This is a genomic window from Curtobacterium sp. MCSS17_007, assembly GCF_003234175.2.
In the GTDB taxonomy this organism is placed as follows: Bacteria; Actinomycetota; Actinomycetes; order Actinomycetales; family Microbacteriaceae; genus Curtobacterium.
The window spans coordinates 2,275,553-2,291,662 of sequence record NZ_CP126257.1; the positions used below are offsets into that span (position 1 = coordinate 2,275,553).

General features: G+C 72.5%; 13 protein-coding genes and 1 tRNA gene. 4 read left to right on the forward strand and 10 right to left on the reverse strand.

Translation table 11 applies throughout. The features are described from left to right. Positions 1–107: 107 nt before the first annotated feature. A tRNA-Ser gene (locus DEJ22_RS10720) sits at positions 108–195 on the forward strand. Between the two features lie 305 nt (positions 196–500). Further along, positions 501–1,145, forward strand: a complete 645-nt coding sequence (locus DEJ22_RS10725; RefSeq protein WP_146241755.1) for a hypothetical protein — start codon at positions 501–503, stop codon at positions 1,143–1,145. 68 nt (positions 1,146–1,213) lie between these two features. Here DEJ22_RS10725 and DEJ22_RS10730 read toward each other — a convergent pair whose 3' ends face one another. Continuing rightward, complete coding sequence (locus DEJ22_RS10730; protein ID WP_111227131.1) at positions 1,214–3,244, reverse strand: helicase HerA-like domain-containing protein; 2,031 nt, start codon at positions 3,242–3,244, stop codon at positions 1,214–1,216. A gap of 95 nt (positions 3,245–3,339) precedes the next feature. Continuing rightward, positions 3,340–4,596 carry a multidrug effflux MFS transporter gene (locus DEJ22_RS10735; protein WP_111227132.1) on the reverse strand — a complete coding sequence of 419 codons (1,257 nt, stop codon included), beginning with the start codon at positions 4,594–4,596 and terminating at the stop codon, positions 3,340–3,342. A gap of 362 nt (positions 4,597–4,958) precedes the next feature. Between DEJ22_RS10735 and DEJ22_RS10740 the strand changes: the two genes are divergently transcribed. Further along, positions 4,959–5,540: a TetR/AcrR family transcriptional regulator gene (locus DEJ22_RS10740; RefSeq protein ID WP_111227133.1), complete on the forward strand. Its 582-nt coding sequence runs from the start codon at positions 4,959–4,961 to the stop codon at positions 5,538–5,540. Positions 5,541–5,578: 38 nt separating this feature from the next. Here DEJ22_RS10740 and DEJ22_RS10745 read toward each other — a convergent pair whose 3' ends face one another. From DEJ22_RS10745 to DEJ22_RS10765, 5 genes are all read right to left on the reverse strand, one after another. Next, positions 5,579–6,121: a sugar ABC transporter substrate-binding protein gene (locus DEJ22_RS10745; RefSeq protein ID WP_111227134.1), complete on the reverse strand. Its 543-nt coding sequence runs from the start codon at positions 6,119–6,121 to the stop codon at positions 5,579–5,581. Positions 6,122–6,184: 63 nt separating this feature from the next. Beyond that, on the reverse strand, positions 6,185–7,570 hold the full coding sequence (locus DEJ22_RS10750) for an MFS transporter (protein ID WP_111227135.1): 1,386 nt from the start codon (positions 7,568–7,570) through the stop codon (positions 6,185–6,187). A 131-nt stretch (positions 7,571–7,701) separates the two neighbouring features. Further along, positions 7,702–8,847, reverse strand: a complete 1,146-nt coding sequence (locus tag DEJ22_RS10755) for a cystathionine gamma-synthase (RefSeq protein WP_111227136.1) — start codon at positions 8,845–8,847, stop codon at positions 7,702–7,704. A gap of 20 nt (positions 8,848–8,867) precedes the next feature. Further along, positions 8,868–10,232, reverse strand: a complete 1,365-nt coding sequence (locus DEJ22_RS10760; RefSeq protein ID WP_111227137.1) for a cystathionine beta-synthase — start codon at positions 10,230–10,232, stop codon at positions 8,868–8,870. Positions 10,233–10,242: 10 nt separating this feature from the next. After that, complete coding sequence (locus DEJ22_RS10765) at positions 10,243–12,144, reverse strand: ABC transporter ATP-binding protein (protein ID WP_111227245.1); 1,902 nt, start codon at positions 12,142–12,144, stop codon at positions 10,243–10,245. 128 nt (positions 12,145–12,272) lie between these two features. Between DEJ22_RS10765 and DEJ22_RS10770 the strand changes: the two genes are divergently transcribed. Continuing rightward, complete coding sequence (locus tag DEJ22_RS10770) at positions 12,273–13,697, forward strand: APC family permease (RefSeq protein WP_111227138.1); 1,425 nt, start codon at positions 12,273–12,275, stop codon at positions 13,695–13,697. Positions 13,698–13,827: 130 nt separating this feature from the next. Here DEJ22_RS10770 and DEJ22_RS10775 read toward each other — a convergent pair whose 3' ends face one another. The 3 genes from DEJ22_RS10775 to rplJ form a co-directional block, all read right to left on the reverse strand. Next, the gene (locus DEJ22_RS10775) at positions 13,828–14,745 is read right to left on the reverse strand and encodes a hypothetical protein (protein WP_111227139.1); all 918 of its coding nucleotides are present in this window, start codon (positions 14,743–14,745) and stop codon (positions 13,828–13,830) included. A gap of 304 nt (positions 14,746–15,049) precedes the next feature. After that, complete coding sequence (rplL, locus tag DEJ22_RS10780; RefSeq protein WP_058727461.1) at positions 15,050–15,433, reverse strand: 50S ribosomal protein L7/L12; 384 nt, start codon at positions 15,431–15,433, stop codon at positions 15,050–15,052. Between the two features lie 51 nt (positions 15,434–15,484). After that, positions 15,485–16,000, reverse strand: a complete 516-nt coding sequence (gene rplJ / locus DEJ22_RS10785) for a 50S ribosomal protein L10 (protein WP_111227140.1) — start codon at positions 15,998–16,000, stop codon at positions 15,485–15,487. Positions 16,001–16,110: the final 110 nt, after the last annotated feature.

The following is a 16,110-nucleotide window of genomic DNA, read 5'->3' on the forward strand; positions in this document are numbered from 1 at the left end:
GTCGCGCGGGCACCGTGCGCTCTGGGAGCCGCCGGGGCTGTGGAGGGAGGTGGTCGTCACCACCCTCGCGAACCTGTACCATTGGGTGTCGTCGCGAGACGACACCGGGAGAATTCGCCTAGTGGCCTATGGCGCACGCTTGGAAAGCGTGTTGGGTGCAAGCCCTCGGGGGTTCGAATCCCCCATTCTCCGCCAGTACGAACACGAGCAGTACGAGCACCACACGCACAGCAGGCGCGATCACCAGGGTGATCGCGCCTGCTGTGCGTTCCGGCAGGTCCCCCACGCGCGGGACACCGGCGCACCCCGCCCGGACCGGTCTGGCCGGAACACGCCGATCCGGGGTGGAACGGGCTGTCCTCCTGCCCGTCACACCCCCTAGTCTGTGCAGACGGACGACCCCGGGACGGGTCGACCACGGTGCAGCGGGCGGCAGGGGCGTCGCCCGCGGGGCGGGCCTCGGCCTGCCCCGTGCGCGCCCGAGGGGTGAGGAGACCCACGTGGGGGAAGCGACGATGCCAGCCGCCCGACGACTGCGGACACCGGTGTTCGACGTGTTCCTGCGCCCGCGTCGCTCGCTCGTCCGCTCCACGGTGCTCAGCGTCGTGTGCTCCGCCGTGCCGCTCGCCGTCGCCCTGGTCTGGGTCTCGCTCCCGGTGCGCTGGTGGACCCTGGTCGCCTCGCTCGTCGTCGTGGCGGCCGTCCTGGTCGGGGTGCTCTTCGTCCGTCTCGGTCAGGCGTTCCTCGGCATCGACGCCGACTCGGTGGTGCTCAACGCCGTGCTCACCCCGAACCGCCGGATCGCCCGCGAGCGGGTGCGTCGGATCGTGGTCGCGCCGACCTACGGCACCTCGCCGGACCGCACGACGCGTGAGCTCCTCGCCTTCGACGCGGACGGGACGCACTTGTTCCGGATGCGTGCGGACGTCTGGGGCGACGCCGCCCTCGACCGTGTGCTCGACACCCTCGACGTCCCGGTCGAGCACGAACGCCGCCCCGTCCACGTGCGCGAGGCGTCGCGGCGCTGGCCCGGGAGCCGCACCTGGTACGAGCGACGCAGCGGTGTGCTCGCGGTCGTCGCGGCCGCGGTGTGCATCGTGGTGGGTCTCGTCGCGGTCGAGACCGTCGACCTCCTGACCCGCTGACGGTCCGCTGACCGTCCGGCGACGACCCGCCGGGTGCCGGGACCGGGACGACGTCCGGCGCGGTGACCTCACCGACGTCGGCGGAGCGTCGAGAAGATGCCGCGCACGACCTCCTTCGCGATGGTCCGCCCGAGGCCCGGGCCGAGCAGGTCCCCGAGCGCGTCGTCGGCCGGGCGGGGACGACGGCGGGACGACGAACCCGACGACGTCGAGCGCGAGGACGTCGACCGCGACCGACGCTCCGCCGCCGCCCGTTCAGCCCGCTCGAACTCGCGCTGTGCCCGCTCGTACGCCGCCTGCGCCGCCGCACGTTCGCGTTCGTCGTGCGCCGTCTGCGCCGCCGACTCCTCCGCGGCAGCGGCAGCGGCGCGCGCCGCCTCCGCCTCCGCCTCGACCTGCGCCCGGGCGGCCGCCGCCTGCGCAGCGGCGGACTCCAGGCGCGCCGCGAGGACCTCGCGCGCCGACTCGGGGTCGACGGCCGTGCCGTACCGGGCGAGGAGCGGGGACGAGGCGACCCGTGCCTCCAGTCCGGCCGCCGGCAACGGTTCCATCGATCCCTGGGGCGCGCGCAGCCGGGTCCACGCGACCGGTGTCGGCGCGCCGTCCTCGTTCATCACCGTGACGATCGCCTCGCCGGTCGCCAGCGAGGTCAGCACCTCGGCGAGGTCGTAGTCACTGGTCGGGTACGTCGACACCGTCGCCCGGAGCGCCTTCGCGTCGTCGGGGGTGTGCGCCCGGAGCTGGTGCTGCACCCGGGAGCCGAGCTGTGCCAGCACGTCGTCCGGCACGTCCTTCGGCGTCTGCGTCACGAAGACGATGCCGACGCCCTTCGACCGGATGAGCCGCACGGTCCGCACGATCTGCGCCGTGAAGTCCTTCGACGCGCCCGCGAACAGCAGGTGCGCCTCGTCGAAGAAGAACACCAGCCTCGGCCGGTCGGTGTCGCCGACCTCGGGCAGCTCGTTGAACAGGTCCGCCAGCAGCCACATGAGGAAGGTCGAGAACACCTCGGGCCGGTCCTGCACCCCGGGGACCTCGAGCAGGCTGACGATGCCGCGGCCGTCCGGCGCGGTGCGCAGGAACTCCTGCGTGTCGATCTCGGGGGCGCCGAAGAACCGGTCGGCTCCGGCGTCGGCGAAGGTCACCAGCTCACGGAGGATGACGCCGGCGGTCTGCTTCGACAGCCCGCCGAGCTCGGCGAGCTCGGCCTTGCCCTGGTCGCTGACGAGGAACGTGAGCACGGCCCGGAGGTCGGACAGGTCGACGAGCGGCAGCCCGGCGCGTTCGGCGTGGTGGAACACGAGCCCGAGCGACGACTCCTGGGTCTCGTTGAGGCCGAGCACCTTCGACAGCAGGAGCGGCCCGAAGCCGGACACCGTCGCACGGATCGGGACCCCGGTCCCCTGACCACCGAGCGAGTAGAACTCGACGGGGCTCGCCAGGCCCTGCCAGCGCTGCCCGATCGCGACGGTGCGCGCGAGCAGCCGTTCGCTCGGCTGGCCGGGCGCGGCGATCCCGGACAGGTCGCCCTTGACGTCGGCGGCGAAGACCGGGACGCCACTGGCGGCGGCCTGCTCGGCGAGGAGCTGCAGGGTGCGGGTCTTGCCCGTCCCCGTCGCGCCCGCGACCAGGCCGTGGCGGTTCAGCATCCCGAGCGGGATGCGGACCTGCACGTCGGGCCGGGGTCCGCCGTTCACGAGGGCCCCGAGTTCGAGCGCGGTGCCCGCCACGGCGTAGCCGGCCCGGACGGCGGCGACGGCGTCGGGACCGAGCGGGCCGGGAGGCTCGGTGCCCGTCGCCGACGTCGCGGTGCCGCCCGGTGTGGTCGCGCCCGGCTCGGTGGTGGCGTGCGGCGCGGCACCGGCGGGGTCCGGTGCGGGCGCCGCGGAGCCGTCGCCGGCGGGGAGCGGTTCCGTGCCCGCCCGCGGCGCGGCGCCGGTCGGTGCCGCTGCCGACGCCGCCTGCCCGGCGGCCCGCTCGACCGCGGCGGCGAGCTCCTCCGCACGCCGGGCGGCCGCGTCGGCGAGCCGGCGCGCCCCCTCGGCGGCGGCCTGCGCCGCCGCTGCTGCCGCCCGGGCCTGCTCCACCACGTCGCTCATGCCCGCAGCCTACGGACGAGCACGGCACGGCGGACGCGGTAGGGCCGAACGCAGCGGGGCGAACGCGGCGGGGCGAGCGCGGCGGCGCGAACGTGTCAGTGCGAGAGCGCCGGCACCGTCCGCGGGCGGACGACCACCCAGAGCACGAGGACGGCGACCGCCGAGGTGCACGTCATGACCCCGGCCATCGGCGTGGCCGCGTCGATGCCGAGCCAACCGACGATCGGCGAGACGAGACCGGCGACACCGAAGTTCAGCGCACCGAGGAGCGACGCCGCGGTGCCGGCCTCCTTCCCGTGGGCCGCGAGACCGATCACCTGCACGAGCGGGAACGTGAACCCGCACGCAGCGATGAAGAACCACAGCGGCACGAGGACCCCGACGAGCCCGGCACCGAGCTGGTCGAGCACGACGATCGCCACGGCCGCGACGAACAGGGTCGCCGTCGCACACGCCAGGATCCACTGGGGACCGACCCGCTGCGCCAGCCGTGAGGACACCTGCACGCCGACGACGACGCCGATCGAGTTCACGGCGAAGAGCAGTCCGTACTGCTGTGCGTCGAGGCCGTAGACGGTCTGGAACAGGAACGGCGACGCGCTGAGGTACGAGAACAGACCACTGAACACCATCGCGCCGATCAGCGCGACGCCGACGAAGATCCGGTCGGACAGCAGCGCCTTGTACCGCTGCCCGATGGTGGAGTGCCCGGCCTCGCGGCGGCGCTCCGGCGGCAGGGTCTCGACGATGAGGATCGACGATGCGATGACGACCGCCGCGCCGTAGCAGGCGAGGAACACGAAGACGCCGCGCCAGCTCACGAACTGGAGCATCTGCGATCCGATGAGCGGCGCGAGGATCGGCGCCAGGCCGTTGACCATCGCCAGGCGGGACAGCATCCGCACGAGCGGCTTCCCGCCGAACAGGTCGCGCACGGTCGCCATCGCGACGACACCACCGGCCGCGGCGCCCATGCCCTGGAGCACGCGGAAGAGGGCGAGCACCTCGACGTTCGGCGCGAGCGCGGCACCCACCGAGGCGGCGACGTGCACCGAGGTCGCGATGATGAGCGGCAGTCGGCGCCCGACCTTGTCGCTCCACGGCCCCACGAGCAGCTGCCCGACCGCGAAGCCGAGCGTCGTCGCCGTGAGCGTCAGCTGGACGGCGCCCTCGCTGATCCCGAACTCGTGCTCGAGCGACGGGAACGCCGGCAGGTAGAGGTCGATGGTGAACGGTCCGAGCGCGGTGAGCGCGCCGAGCACGAAGACGTAGACGAGGCGCTGCCCACGGGTGAGCGAGTCACCGGGGTGCAGCACGACGCGGAGCGAGCCGGTGGTGGCGGGCGCGGTCACAGGTGGTCCTTCACGGGGAGAGACGGGGCGGAGGGTGCCGTACCGGCCGGCACGGAGCCCGACGGGACGAGCTGGGCGGGACGAGCCGGGCGGGCCGAGGAACCGACCGGGGCGGCCGGGCAGGACCCTCGGCGGGGTCCGGACGGGGTGCTGATCGCGGACGCCGGAGGTGATCCGTCGTGTCGAATCGAATCGATTCGGCCGCGGAACCATCCTACGGGCTGCGTGAGCGCTCTCGGAACGACCGGGCGCGATCCGCCCCGTCACACTGCGCGCAGTGTCCCGTCCGCGCGGTCGCCATGCGGTAGCGTCGGACTGCTCGGGGCCGCGGGACGCGGACGGAACGAAGAGGGGGTGGTGTCGTGGTCGACGCCCGGATCCTGCACACCACGGCAGCGCTGCGCGAGGCGATCCTCCGGCTCGCCGCCGACCGGCCCGTGTCGGAGATCACGGTCGCCGACGTCACACGGGCCGCCGGGATCAACCGCGCGACCTTCTACTCCCACGCGGTCTCACCCGGGTCGCTGCTCGCCGACGTGCTCACCCCGGAGCTCGACCGCATCCGCGAGGACGACGTCGAGGCCCGCCGGACCGCTTCCGCGCGCGGTGCCGGTCCGGACGAGCTCGCCGCGATCACCCGTCGGGGCATCGACGCCGTCGTGGAGCACGTCGTGGCGCACCGCGACATCTACGCCCGGGGGCTGCCGGACACCGAGGACGCCGCGCTGCACCGCATGCTCGTCGAGCACTTCACCGTCTCGAGCACACAGCACATCCGCGAACTCGACGCCGAGACGCGTCCGCCGCTGCTCGACGACGTCGCAGCCGGTTTCGTCGCCCAGGGCTTCGTCGGTGCGATCGAGGCTTGGCTGGCGGGCCCGCGGCGCTCGCGGAAGTCCCTGGTCGAGACGATCACGTCGTCCTTCCCGGCGTGGTGGCACTGACCGGGTGACCCCGACCGGCGCCGCGGGCAGCGCACCGATCAGTCGTCGACGTCAGGCCGCTCGCCGCGCTGCAGGGAACGCACCACCTCGACCGCCGACCGCGCGGTGACCTCCGGGTCGTCCGAGGCGCGGACACGGTGGTCGGCGGAGACCCCGTCGCCCCCGGTACCGCTCGCCGGCACCGTGTCACCGAGCGAGACGACCACCACCCCGGCGTCGTGCGCGGTCTGGACGGCCTCCCGCAGCGCGTCCGCGTCGACCGCACGCACCAGCAGCGCCTTGGCCCCGTCGCGCACGAGTCCGTCCACCGCGCGTCGCTGCGCGACCGCGGCCCCCTCGGATGGAGCCACGCGGACCTCCGCACGGAACCCCGCGTCGTCGAGGCCGTCGCGCAGGTCCACCGCGAGCTCGTCGTCACCGGCCGGGAGCACCACGCCGACCACGGCGTTCCGGTCGAAGCCGCCGTCCGAGCTCGTCAGGTCGGTGCTCCTGACCGGCGTCGGCGCAGCGGTCGTCGCGCCCTGACACCCGGTCAGGGCGAGGGACAGGCCCACCAGGACGGCCACGACGGTGATGCGCACTCGGTGTCCTCCACTCGGTCGACTGCCACGCTACCGCCCCGGACGGTCCGTGTCGGCGCGGCCTCAGGCAGGACCGCCCGCCGGTGCGGGTGGGACGGGACCGAGCCGACGGACGGCCACCGCGCCCACGAGCGCGATGCCCGTCATCGCGACGAACACGAGCGGGAACGACCAGGCGCCGTCCGCTCCCCCGCTGCCGACGAACAGCAGACCGGTGACCGCGAGGCCGACGACGCTGCCCGCGGCATCGGCGATCGTGAGCGCCGAGCTCGCGAACCCGTCGTCGCCCTCGCCCGAGAACCGCAGCGTCAGCATCGACAGCCGCGGGTACATGCCGCCCATGCCGGCGCCCCCGACGAACCAGCCCGCCACCAGCACCGTCCACGGCAGGCCCCAGACCGCGACCGCGAGCGCCGTGAGCAGGCTGACCAGCACGAGCGCCAGGCCGATCCGGAACGTCCTGGCCGCCGTGAGCCGGTCCTCGCCCAGGCGGCCGTGCAGCCAGCTCGCGCCGGCCCAGCTGAGCGACGCGACGGTGAGCGCGAGGCCCGCTGCCGATGCGGACAGTCCGTGCCGGGACTGCAGCAGGAAGGGCACGTACGCCTCGCTCCCGAAGAACGCGGCGGCGACGAGACCGCGGAGGAGCACCACCGACGGCAGACCCGGCGCCGCGTGGAACGTCCCCGCCGGCAGGAGCGGGCGGAGCGCGGCCCAGGCCCCGACGACCCCGACGGCGACGGCGAGGACACGCGCCCCGACGCCCAGGTCCGGTGCCACGTTGAGCAGCAGGATCGCCAGGGCGGCCGCGACCGACCAGACGATCCGGCCCCGCTGCCACGCGGGTCGGCGCTCCGCGGGCGGCGCGTGCAGCCGGGACAGCGTCGGGACGAGCAGGGCGAAGGCGACCACAGCGATCACCAGGGCCCCGGCGAAGACCCAGTGCCACCCCCAGACCTCGGTGACGATCCCGGCGAGCGCCGGGCCGACGAGCGCGGGGACCACCCACGCGGCGGCGAACCCGGCGAACACGGGCCCGTGCAGCTCCGGGGGGAAGATCCGGGCCACGAGCACGTAGAGGACCACGTCGATCGCCCCCGCGCCGAAGCCCTCGACCAGGCGGCCGGTCAGGAAGACCTCCATGGTCGGCGCGGTCATCACCAGGGCGGTCCCGACCGCGAACAGCGCGGCGGAGACCCACGCCACGACCCGGCCGCCCGAGCGGTCCGTCCAGGTGCCCGCGAGCACCATGCCGGGGACGCCGGCGGCGAGCGGCGCGGCGAACGCGAGTGCGTAGAGCGTCTGGCCGTCGAGGTCGCGACTGATCTCCGGCATGACCGTGGTCATCGCCAGGTTCTGGAAGGCGGCGACCCCGACGATGGCGACCATGCCGAGTGTCGCGAGCGCGTACCGTCCGCTGAGGATCCCCGACCTCGTCGCCACGCTGCTCACCGGACCAGCCTAGGGGCGCGCCCCGACGATCCGTCCGGTCCGCACGACGGACGGGAGGCTCCCCACCGGTCCGGTGGGGAGCCTCCCGTCCGTCACGTCCCGCGTCAGCGCGCCGGGTCAGCGGGTCGCACTCAGCGCGACAGTGCCTGCAGGACGTCCGCGACCAGGTCGCCGGCGTCCTCGATGCCCACCGACAGGCGCACCACGTTCTCCGGCACCGCCAGTTCCGTGCCCTGCACCGACGCGTGCGTCATCTCGCTCGGGTACCCGATGAGCGACTCGACGCCGCCCAGGGACTCAGCGAGCGTGAAGACCTCGGTCGACTCGACGAAGCGCTTCGCGGCCTCGGGGCCGCCGGACAGCGCGACCGACAGCATGCCGCCGAATCCGCGCATCTGCTTCGCCGCGACCTCGTGGCCGGGGTGGTCGGCGAGCCCGGGGTAGTAGACGCGCTCCACGCCGGGGGCGGACACCAGCGCCTCGGCGACCGCCTGCGCGTTCGTGGAGTGCCGCTCCATGCGGACGGGCAGTGTCTTGATCCCGCGGGTCGTCAGGAAGGCGTCGAACGGCGAGGCGATCGCGCCCGCACCGAACTGCAGGAAGCCGACCTGCTCCGCGAACGCCTCGTCGCGGAGCACGACCGCGCCACCGACGACGTCGGAGTGTCCGCCGAGGTACTTCGTGGTCGAGTACGACACCGCGTCCGCGCCGAGGGAGAGCGGCTGCTGCAGGTACGGCGACGCGAAGGTGTTGTCGACGACCACCAGCGCGCCGGCCGCGTGCCCGACCTCGGACAGCAGTGCGATGTCCGCGATCTTCATGAGCGGGTTCGTCGGGGTCTCGACCCAGAGGACCGTCTTCGCCGGTGCGCCCTCGAGCGCGGCACGGACCCGGTCGACGTCGCTCATGTCGACGACCACGAGCTCCACGCCCCACGGCACGTGCAGGCGGTTCACCAGGCGGTGCGTGCCGCCGTACACGTCGTTGCCCATGACGACGCGGGCGCCGGGCTCGAGGTACGCGCGGAGCAGGGCGTCCTCGGCGGCCAGGCCCGACGCGAACGAGTACGCCGCGACGCCGCCGTCGAGGTCCGCGAGCAGGGTCTGCAGCGCGTCGCGCGTCGGGTTGCCGCCGCGGGAGTACTCGTAGCCGTTGCGCATGTTCCCGACGCCGTCCTGCACGTAGGTGGAGGTGACGTGGATGGGCGGGATGACGGCACCGGTCGTGGCGTCGGGGTCCTGGCCGGCGTGGACGGCGCGGGTGGCGAACTCGGTCATGCGTTCTGGTTCCTTGCGGGTCAGTCGGACAGGGAGGTGAGGAGATCGTGGCGGGTGAGCACCGTCACGGGCTTGCCGTCGTCGACGACGAGCAGCGCGTCCACGGTCTCGAGGGCACGACGGGCCGCCGCGAGCGACTCGCCGACCCCGATGAGCGGCAGCGGGTCGCCGACGAACCCGCTCACCGCGTCGGTCATCGCGGCAGCACCGGTGAAGACCTGCTCGAGCAGGTCCTTCTCGGCCACGGCGCCGACGACCTCGCCGATCACGACGGGCGGCTCGGCGGTGAGCACGGGCATCTGCGAGACGCCGTAGGTCGACATGATCTCGACGACGTCGCGCACCGTGTCCGACGGGTGCGCGTGCACGAGGTCGGGCAGCCGGCCGTCCTTGCCCGCGACGACCGAGCCGACCGTGCGGTCGTCGTCGGTCTCGGCGAAGCCGTAGGAGCGCATCCACCGGTCGTTGAAGATCTTGCCGAGGTACCCGCGGCCGCCGTCGGGCAGCAGCACCACGACGACGTCGTCCTCGGTCAGGTCGCGCGCGGCACGCAGGGCGGCGACGACCGCCATGCCGCTGGACCCACCGACGAGCAGGCCCTCCTCGCGCGCCAGGCGCCGGGTCATCGCGAACGACTCGGCGTCGGAGACGGCGATGATCTCGTCGGGGACGCCGGCGTCGTACGCGCCGGGCCAGAAGTCCTCGCCCACGCCCTCGACCAGGTAGGGACGACCCGTGCCGCCCGAGTAGACGGAGCCCTCGGGGTCGGCACCGACGATCCGGACGCGACCGTCGGACGCCTCCTTCAGGTAGCGGCCGGTACCGGAGATGGTCCCGCCCGTGCCGACGCCCGCCACGAAGTGGGTGATCTGCCCCTCGGTGTCACGCCAGATCTCCGGACCGGTGGTCTCGTAGTGGCTGCGCGGGCCGTTCGGGTTCGCGTACTGGTTCGGCTTGTACGCGCCCGGGATCTCGCGCACGAGACGGTCCGACACCGAGTAGTACGACTCCGGGTGCTCCGGCGGCACGGCCGTCGGCGTCACGACGATCTCGGCGCCGTACGCGGTGAGCACGTTCCGCTTGTCCTCGCCGACCTTGTCCGGCAGCACGAACACGCACCGGTAGCCGCGCTGCTGGGCGACCAGGGCGAGCCCGACACCGGTGTTGCCCGAGGTCGGCTCCACGATCGTGCCGCCGGGGCGCAGGTCGCCCGAGGCCTCGGCCGCGTCGATGATCCGCGTCGCGATGCGGTCCTTCGACGAGCCGCCCGGGTTCAGGTACTCGACCTTGACGAGCACGGTCGCCCGGATGCCCTCGGTGACGCGGTTCAGCCGGACGAGCGGGGTGTCGCCGACCAGGTCGACGACGGAGTTCGCGTATCGCACGCGGCAGAGTCTAGGTGGCCGGGCCACCCGTCGGCTGGGATGCGACGAACGAGGTCGTCGGAGTGTTCTGCTGGCGGTACAGCGCCGCGTAGGTGCCGTCGCGTTCGAGGAGTTCGTCGTGCGTGCCCTGCTCCACGATCCGGCCGTGGTCGAGGACGAAGATGACGTCGGCGTCGCGGACCGTCGACAGTCGGTGCGCGATCGAGATCGTCGTCCGACCGGCGGCCGCGGCGTCGAGTGCGGTCTGCACGACGTGCTCCGAGATCGAGTCGAGCGCGCTCGTGGCCTCGTCGAGCACGAGCACCGGCGGGTCCTTGAGCAGCACGCGGGCGATCGCGATCCGCTGCTTCTCGCCGCCGGAGAGCCGGTACCCCCGCTCGCCCACGACCGTGTCGTAGCCGTCCGGGAACGACGCGATCGTGTCGTGGATGTTCGCGGCGCGGGCGGCGCGCTCGACCTCCTCGTCGGTGGCGTCGGGCTTCGCGTACCGCAGGTTGTCGCCGATGGAGGCGTGGAAGAGGTACGTCTCCTGGCTGACGATCCCGACGTGGCGCACGAGGTCCTCGTGCTCGATGTCGCGCACGTCGGCCCCGGCGAACCGGACGGATCCCGCCGTCGCCTCGTACAGGCGCGGCACCAGGTAGGAGATCGTCGTCTTCCCCGCGCCCGACGGACCGACGAAGGCCGCGAACCGGCCGGGCTGCAGCTCGAAGGAGACACCTCGCAGGGTCGGCTTGTCGGGCTCGCCGTCGGGGTAGGTGAAGGTCACGTCCTCGAACGCCACGTGCCCGACGCGCGACTCGTCGACGGGCCGGGCGTCCGGAGCGTCCGTGATGGCGGGGCGCAGGTCGAGGTACTCGAAGATGCGGGCGAAGAGCGCGCCCGAGGTCTGTAGGTCGAGCACCACACGCAGCAACCCGACGGTCGGGAAGAGCAACCGCGACTGCACGGTGGTGAACGCGACGATGGTGCCGGCGGTGATCGGGACGTCGCCGATGATGAGGTACGCGGCGACCACGTAGATGACCGCCGGGATGATCGACAGGAACACCTGCACGATGGCGAAGAACCACTGCCCCGACATCTGCTGGCGCACCTGCAGCCGGATCTGGTTGCGGTTCTCGTCCGCGTAGCGCTGCGTCTCGCTGCGCTGCTGGTTGAAGCTCTTGGCGAGCAGGATGCCGGAGACGCTCAGGGCCTCCTGGGTGATCGCCGTCATGTCCGACAGCGACTCCTGGGTCTGCGCGGCGATCCGGGCGCGCACCTGGCCGACCCGGCGCTGGGCGATGACGAGCAGCGGGAGCAGGACGACGGCCACCAGGGTCATCTGCCAGCTGAGCAGCAGCATCGCGACCACCGCGGCGATCACGGTCACGGTGTTGCCGAGCACCGACGAGATCGTGTTGTTCAGCACGCTCGCCACGCCGCCGACGTCGTTCTGCAACCGCGACTGGATCACGCCGGTCTTCGTCCGCGTGAAGAAGGCGAGCTCCATGCGCTGCAGGTGCGCGAAGAGGCGCATGCGCATCGCGCCCATCACCTTGTTGCCGACGGTCGCGGTCAGCCAGGTCTGCCAGATGCCGATCCCGGCGCTCGCGATCCAGAGCGCGATCATCCCGCCGACGAGCTCGAGGAGCACCGGCACGTCCGGACGGCCGGACGGCGGGAAGAGCCCCCGGTCGAAGGCCTGCTGGGTCAGGAGCGGCGGGATGACGGAGATCGCGGCGCCGAGGAGCACGAGCACGACGGTGAGCACGATGGCGCGGCGGTGGGGCACGAAGAGCCCGGCGATCCGTCGGAGCAGGTGCGGGATGCGCGGTGCCTCGGCGTTGGCGGCCCTCTGCGCCGCCACGTCCCCGCTGGAGATGCGCCCGCCGCCGCGGGGACCGCCCGGACGCATCCCGTGGCCCATGCTCATGGGACCAACGTATCCCGGGCGCACCTGCCGGGCAGCGGTCGTCAGCCGTCGGCGTATTTGACCCCGTTCAGGGGGCGTGCGACCATCGTCCGTCCCCTTCCCTGCGCCCACACCGAGGTCCCATGACGTCCGCGCCCTCCCGCCCCACGTCCCTCCGCCACCAGCTCGCGCGCCGCAAGCCGATCGAGCAGCTGCAGGCCGAGGCCGCCGCCGGGGTGAACGGCGAGCCGCTCCGACGCTCGCTCGGGGTGTGGCACCTGACGATGATCAGCGTGGGCGCGACGCTCGGCACGGGCATCCTCGTCGTCCTGGGCACGGCGGTCCCGCTCGCCGGGCCGGCGGTCTGGATCTCGTTCGTCCTCGCCGGGGTCGCCGCCCTGCTGTCCGCACTGTCGTACGCCGAGATGGCGGGTGCCGTGCCGACGTCGGGGTCCAGCTACTCGTACACGTACGCGACCATGGGCGAGGGCATCGCCTGGGTGTGCGGCTGGTGCCTGGTGCTCGAGTACGCGGTGTCCGTCGCCGCCGTCGCGGTCGGCGCGAGCGAGTACGTCGACGAGACGCTGCGGGTCTTCGGGCTGCACCTGCCGGCCGTGATCGCCGCTCCCCCGGGCGACGGCGGCCTCGTGAACCTGCCGGCGGCGGTCCTCGTGCTGCTGGCGACGGCCGTCCTGCTGCCCGGCGCCCGCGAGAGTGCCTGGGCGAACACGCTCATGGTCGTCGTGAAGATCGCACTGCTGGTGTTCTTCGTGGTCGTCGCCTTCACCGCGTTCTCGTCGCAGAACTTCGCGCCGCTCGCGCCGATGGGTGCCGCGGGAGTGACGGCCGCGGCTTCGCGCCTGTTCTTCTCGTACATCGGCTTCGACGCCGCGTCGACGGCAGGCGAGGAGGCGAAGGACCCGCGCCGTGACCTGCCCCGCGCCATCATCGCCTCCATCGCGATCGTCACGACGCTGTACATCCTGGTCGCCGTCGCCGCGATCGGTGCCCGCCCGTGGACGTCGTTCTCCTCCGACGAGGCCTCCCTGGTCCGCATCGTCGTCGAGGTCACCGGCCAGCCCGTCGTCGCCCTCGTCTTCTCGATCGGTGCCGTGATCGCCATCGCGAGCGTCGTGCTCACGGTGCTCTACGGCCAGACCCGCATCCTGCTGACCATGGCTCGCGACGGCATGGTGCCCCCGGTCTTCGGCAGTGTCTCGCACCGCACCGGCACCCCGGTCGCGAACACGCTCATCGTGGGGGTCGTCGTCGCCGTCGCGGCCGCACTGGTGCCGCTCGGCGAACTCGCCGACGCGACGAGCATCGGCACGCTCGTGGCGTTCGCACTCGTCAACGTCTCCGTGATGGTCCTCCGCCGCACCCGGCCCGACCTCGAGCGCTCGTACCGCGTCCCGCTCTTCCCGGTCGTCCCGGTGCTCGGCACACTGTGCTGCGTCCTGCTCGCGGTGTTCCTGGGCGCCGGAACCTGGATCGCCTTCGGCCTGTGGATGGTCGCCGGAGCCGTGCTGTACCTGGCCTACGGCCGCCGCCGCAGCACGCTGCGCTGACGCACGCGGCGGCGCCCGCCTGGTTCGTTCCGCCAAAGCGACAGACTGCCGCAACCCCTCGGGCGCACACTGTCGCTTTCGCGTTGCACTCAGTCGCGTACCGCTGAGCGCGCACCGCCCCGCGAGCCGCTCACCGGCACCGCACGCCGTGCATCCGGAAGAGCGCGCGCAAGCGCTCGGGATCGACGAGGTGCCACCACCGCGGACGGACGACGGTCCGGACCTCGGGGCGTGCGCGGAGACGGTCCTCGCGGATCTTCTCCGCCCACACGACGTCGGATGCACTCCTGCCCTGCAGCATGTCCGGATCGTCGTACTTCTGGCGGCCGTCGAACTCGACGACGACGCCCTCGTCCGGCAGCCAGAAGTCGACGCGGTCGATCGTCCCGTCGGGAGCAACGAAGACGTGCTGCGGAACGAGCCCCCGCAGACCGAGCTGTCCCGCGCGCGCGGCGAACCACGACTCGCCCACGGACTCGTGCCGGGCGTCGCACCGACGCAGCGCCTGCTCGACGCGCGCAGCTCCCCACGGTCCGGCGTCGGCTGCGCGGGCACGGAGCTCTTCCTCCGGGACACCGGAACGGAGCGCGTGATCGAGCGAGACGACCGCGGTGCAGAGCGACCCGCGACGAGCGAGTCCGACGACGGTCTGCGCGAGCTCGGTCACGCCGACGCCGTGGAACTCGATCCCGGACCGCACCGGGTGCTCGGCGTGCATCGTCAGACCGACACGACGGCGGTCGGCATCGAGGTCCGGCGCGAACACGTGCGCCTGCGCGGGCCACGGCTCGATCCTCGGGACGCCCAGCACCGCGCCGGCGGAGTCGAGCGCCCACATGCTGCCCGCTCGCACCAGTGGGAGGACGGCGCGCATCCGAACGAGGTGCCGCGCACGCTCGTCGAGAGCAGCCCACGCCGCGGCCTCGACGTACACGCCGTGACGCACCCGGACGACCTCACCGGCGCGGTGGCGACGTTGCAGATCGCGAGCGTTCGCGCGGTCGAGCACATCGGTGCGCAGGACGGGGACGGCGTTCGACGGATGCATGGCGCAACCTTGTCGCCCTGACGGCGTCGATCAGGCTGGTCGAGCCGATCTGTGGACAGTTCCCGCGCCTCCCGACCGCCTGCCGGTGCACTCCCGCTGCCCGTCACCACCACGAAAGCGTCAGATCACCGCGGACAGTCGGGCGCACTCTGTCGCTTTCGCGGGATCTCCGCCCGAGCGACAGTGCAGCGGCAACGGCAGCGACAGCGGCAGCGGCAACGGGCCGGCGCAGCCGCGCCCCGCGCACGACGAAGGCCGCCGCCCCGAGGGGGCAGCGGCCTCCGTGAAGAGCCGTAAGGGGTACTTACGCGAGCTCGATCGTGGCGCCGGCGGCCTCGAGGGCCTCCTTCGCCTTGTCGGCCGTCTCCTTGTTGACACCCTCGAGGATCTTGGCGTCGGCGGTCTCGACGAGCGCCTTGGCCTCGCCCAGGCCGAGCGACGTGAGGCCACGGACCTCCTTGATGACCTGGATCTTCTTGTCACCGGCCGACTTGAGGACGACGTCGAACTCCGACTTCTCCTCGACCTCCTCGGCGGGGGCAGCAGCGCCACCGGCCGCGGCGACCGCGACGGGGGCAGCAGCGGTGACCTCGAAGACCTCCTCGAACTTCTTCACGAAGTCCGAGAGCTCGATGAGCGTGAGCTCCTTGAAGGCCTCGATGAGCTCGTCCTGCGAAAGCTTCGCCATGATTTTCTCCTACTACTAGCTAGTACGTGTGGTTGATGAACGCGTGCCTGGTCAGGCCGCGGACTCCTGCTTCTCGCGGAGGGCGTCCACGGTGCGGACGGCCTGCGAGAGGGGTGCCTGGAACAGGTACGCAGCACCGAACAGCGAGGCCTTGAAGGCGCCGGCGAGCTTGCCGAGCAGGACTTCACGGGACTCGAGGTCGGCGAGCTTGTCCACCTCGGTCGCGGTGAGCGGGTTACCGTCGAAGTAACCGCCCTTCACCACGAGCTGGGGGTTCGCCTTGGCGAATGCACGCAGCGACTTCGCGACGGCGACGGTGTCACCGTGGACGAAGGCGAGAGCGGACGGACCGGCGAGCTCGTCGTCGAACGACGTGATGCCGGCGTTGTTCGCCGCGATCCTGGTCAGCGTGTTCTTCACCACGGCGTACGTGGCGTGCTCACGGATCGAGTTGCGGAGCTCCTTGAGCTGCGCGACCGTGAGACCGCGGTACTCGGTGAGCAGAACGGCGTTCGAGCTCTGGAATGCTTCCGTGAGCTCGGCGACCGCAGCTTCCTTGTTCGCCATGGTTCTCCTTGGGGTTCTTGCCGGCTAGCCCCTGGTCACCACACGAAAAAAGCTCCGGCGCAGAGGCTCGGAGCTGCTCCCCCACGATCGGGAGGAGTGGATCTGAACAC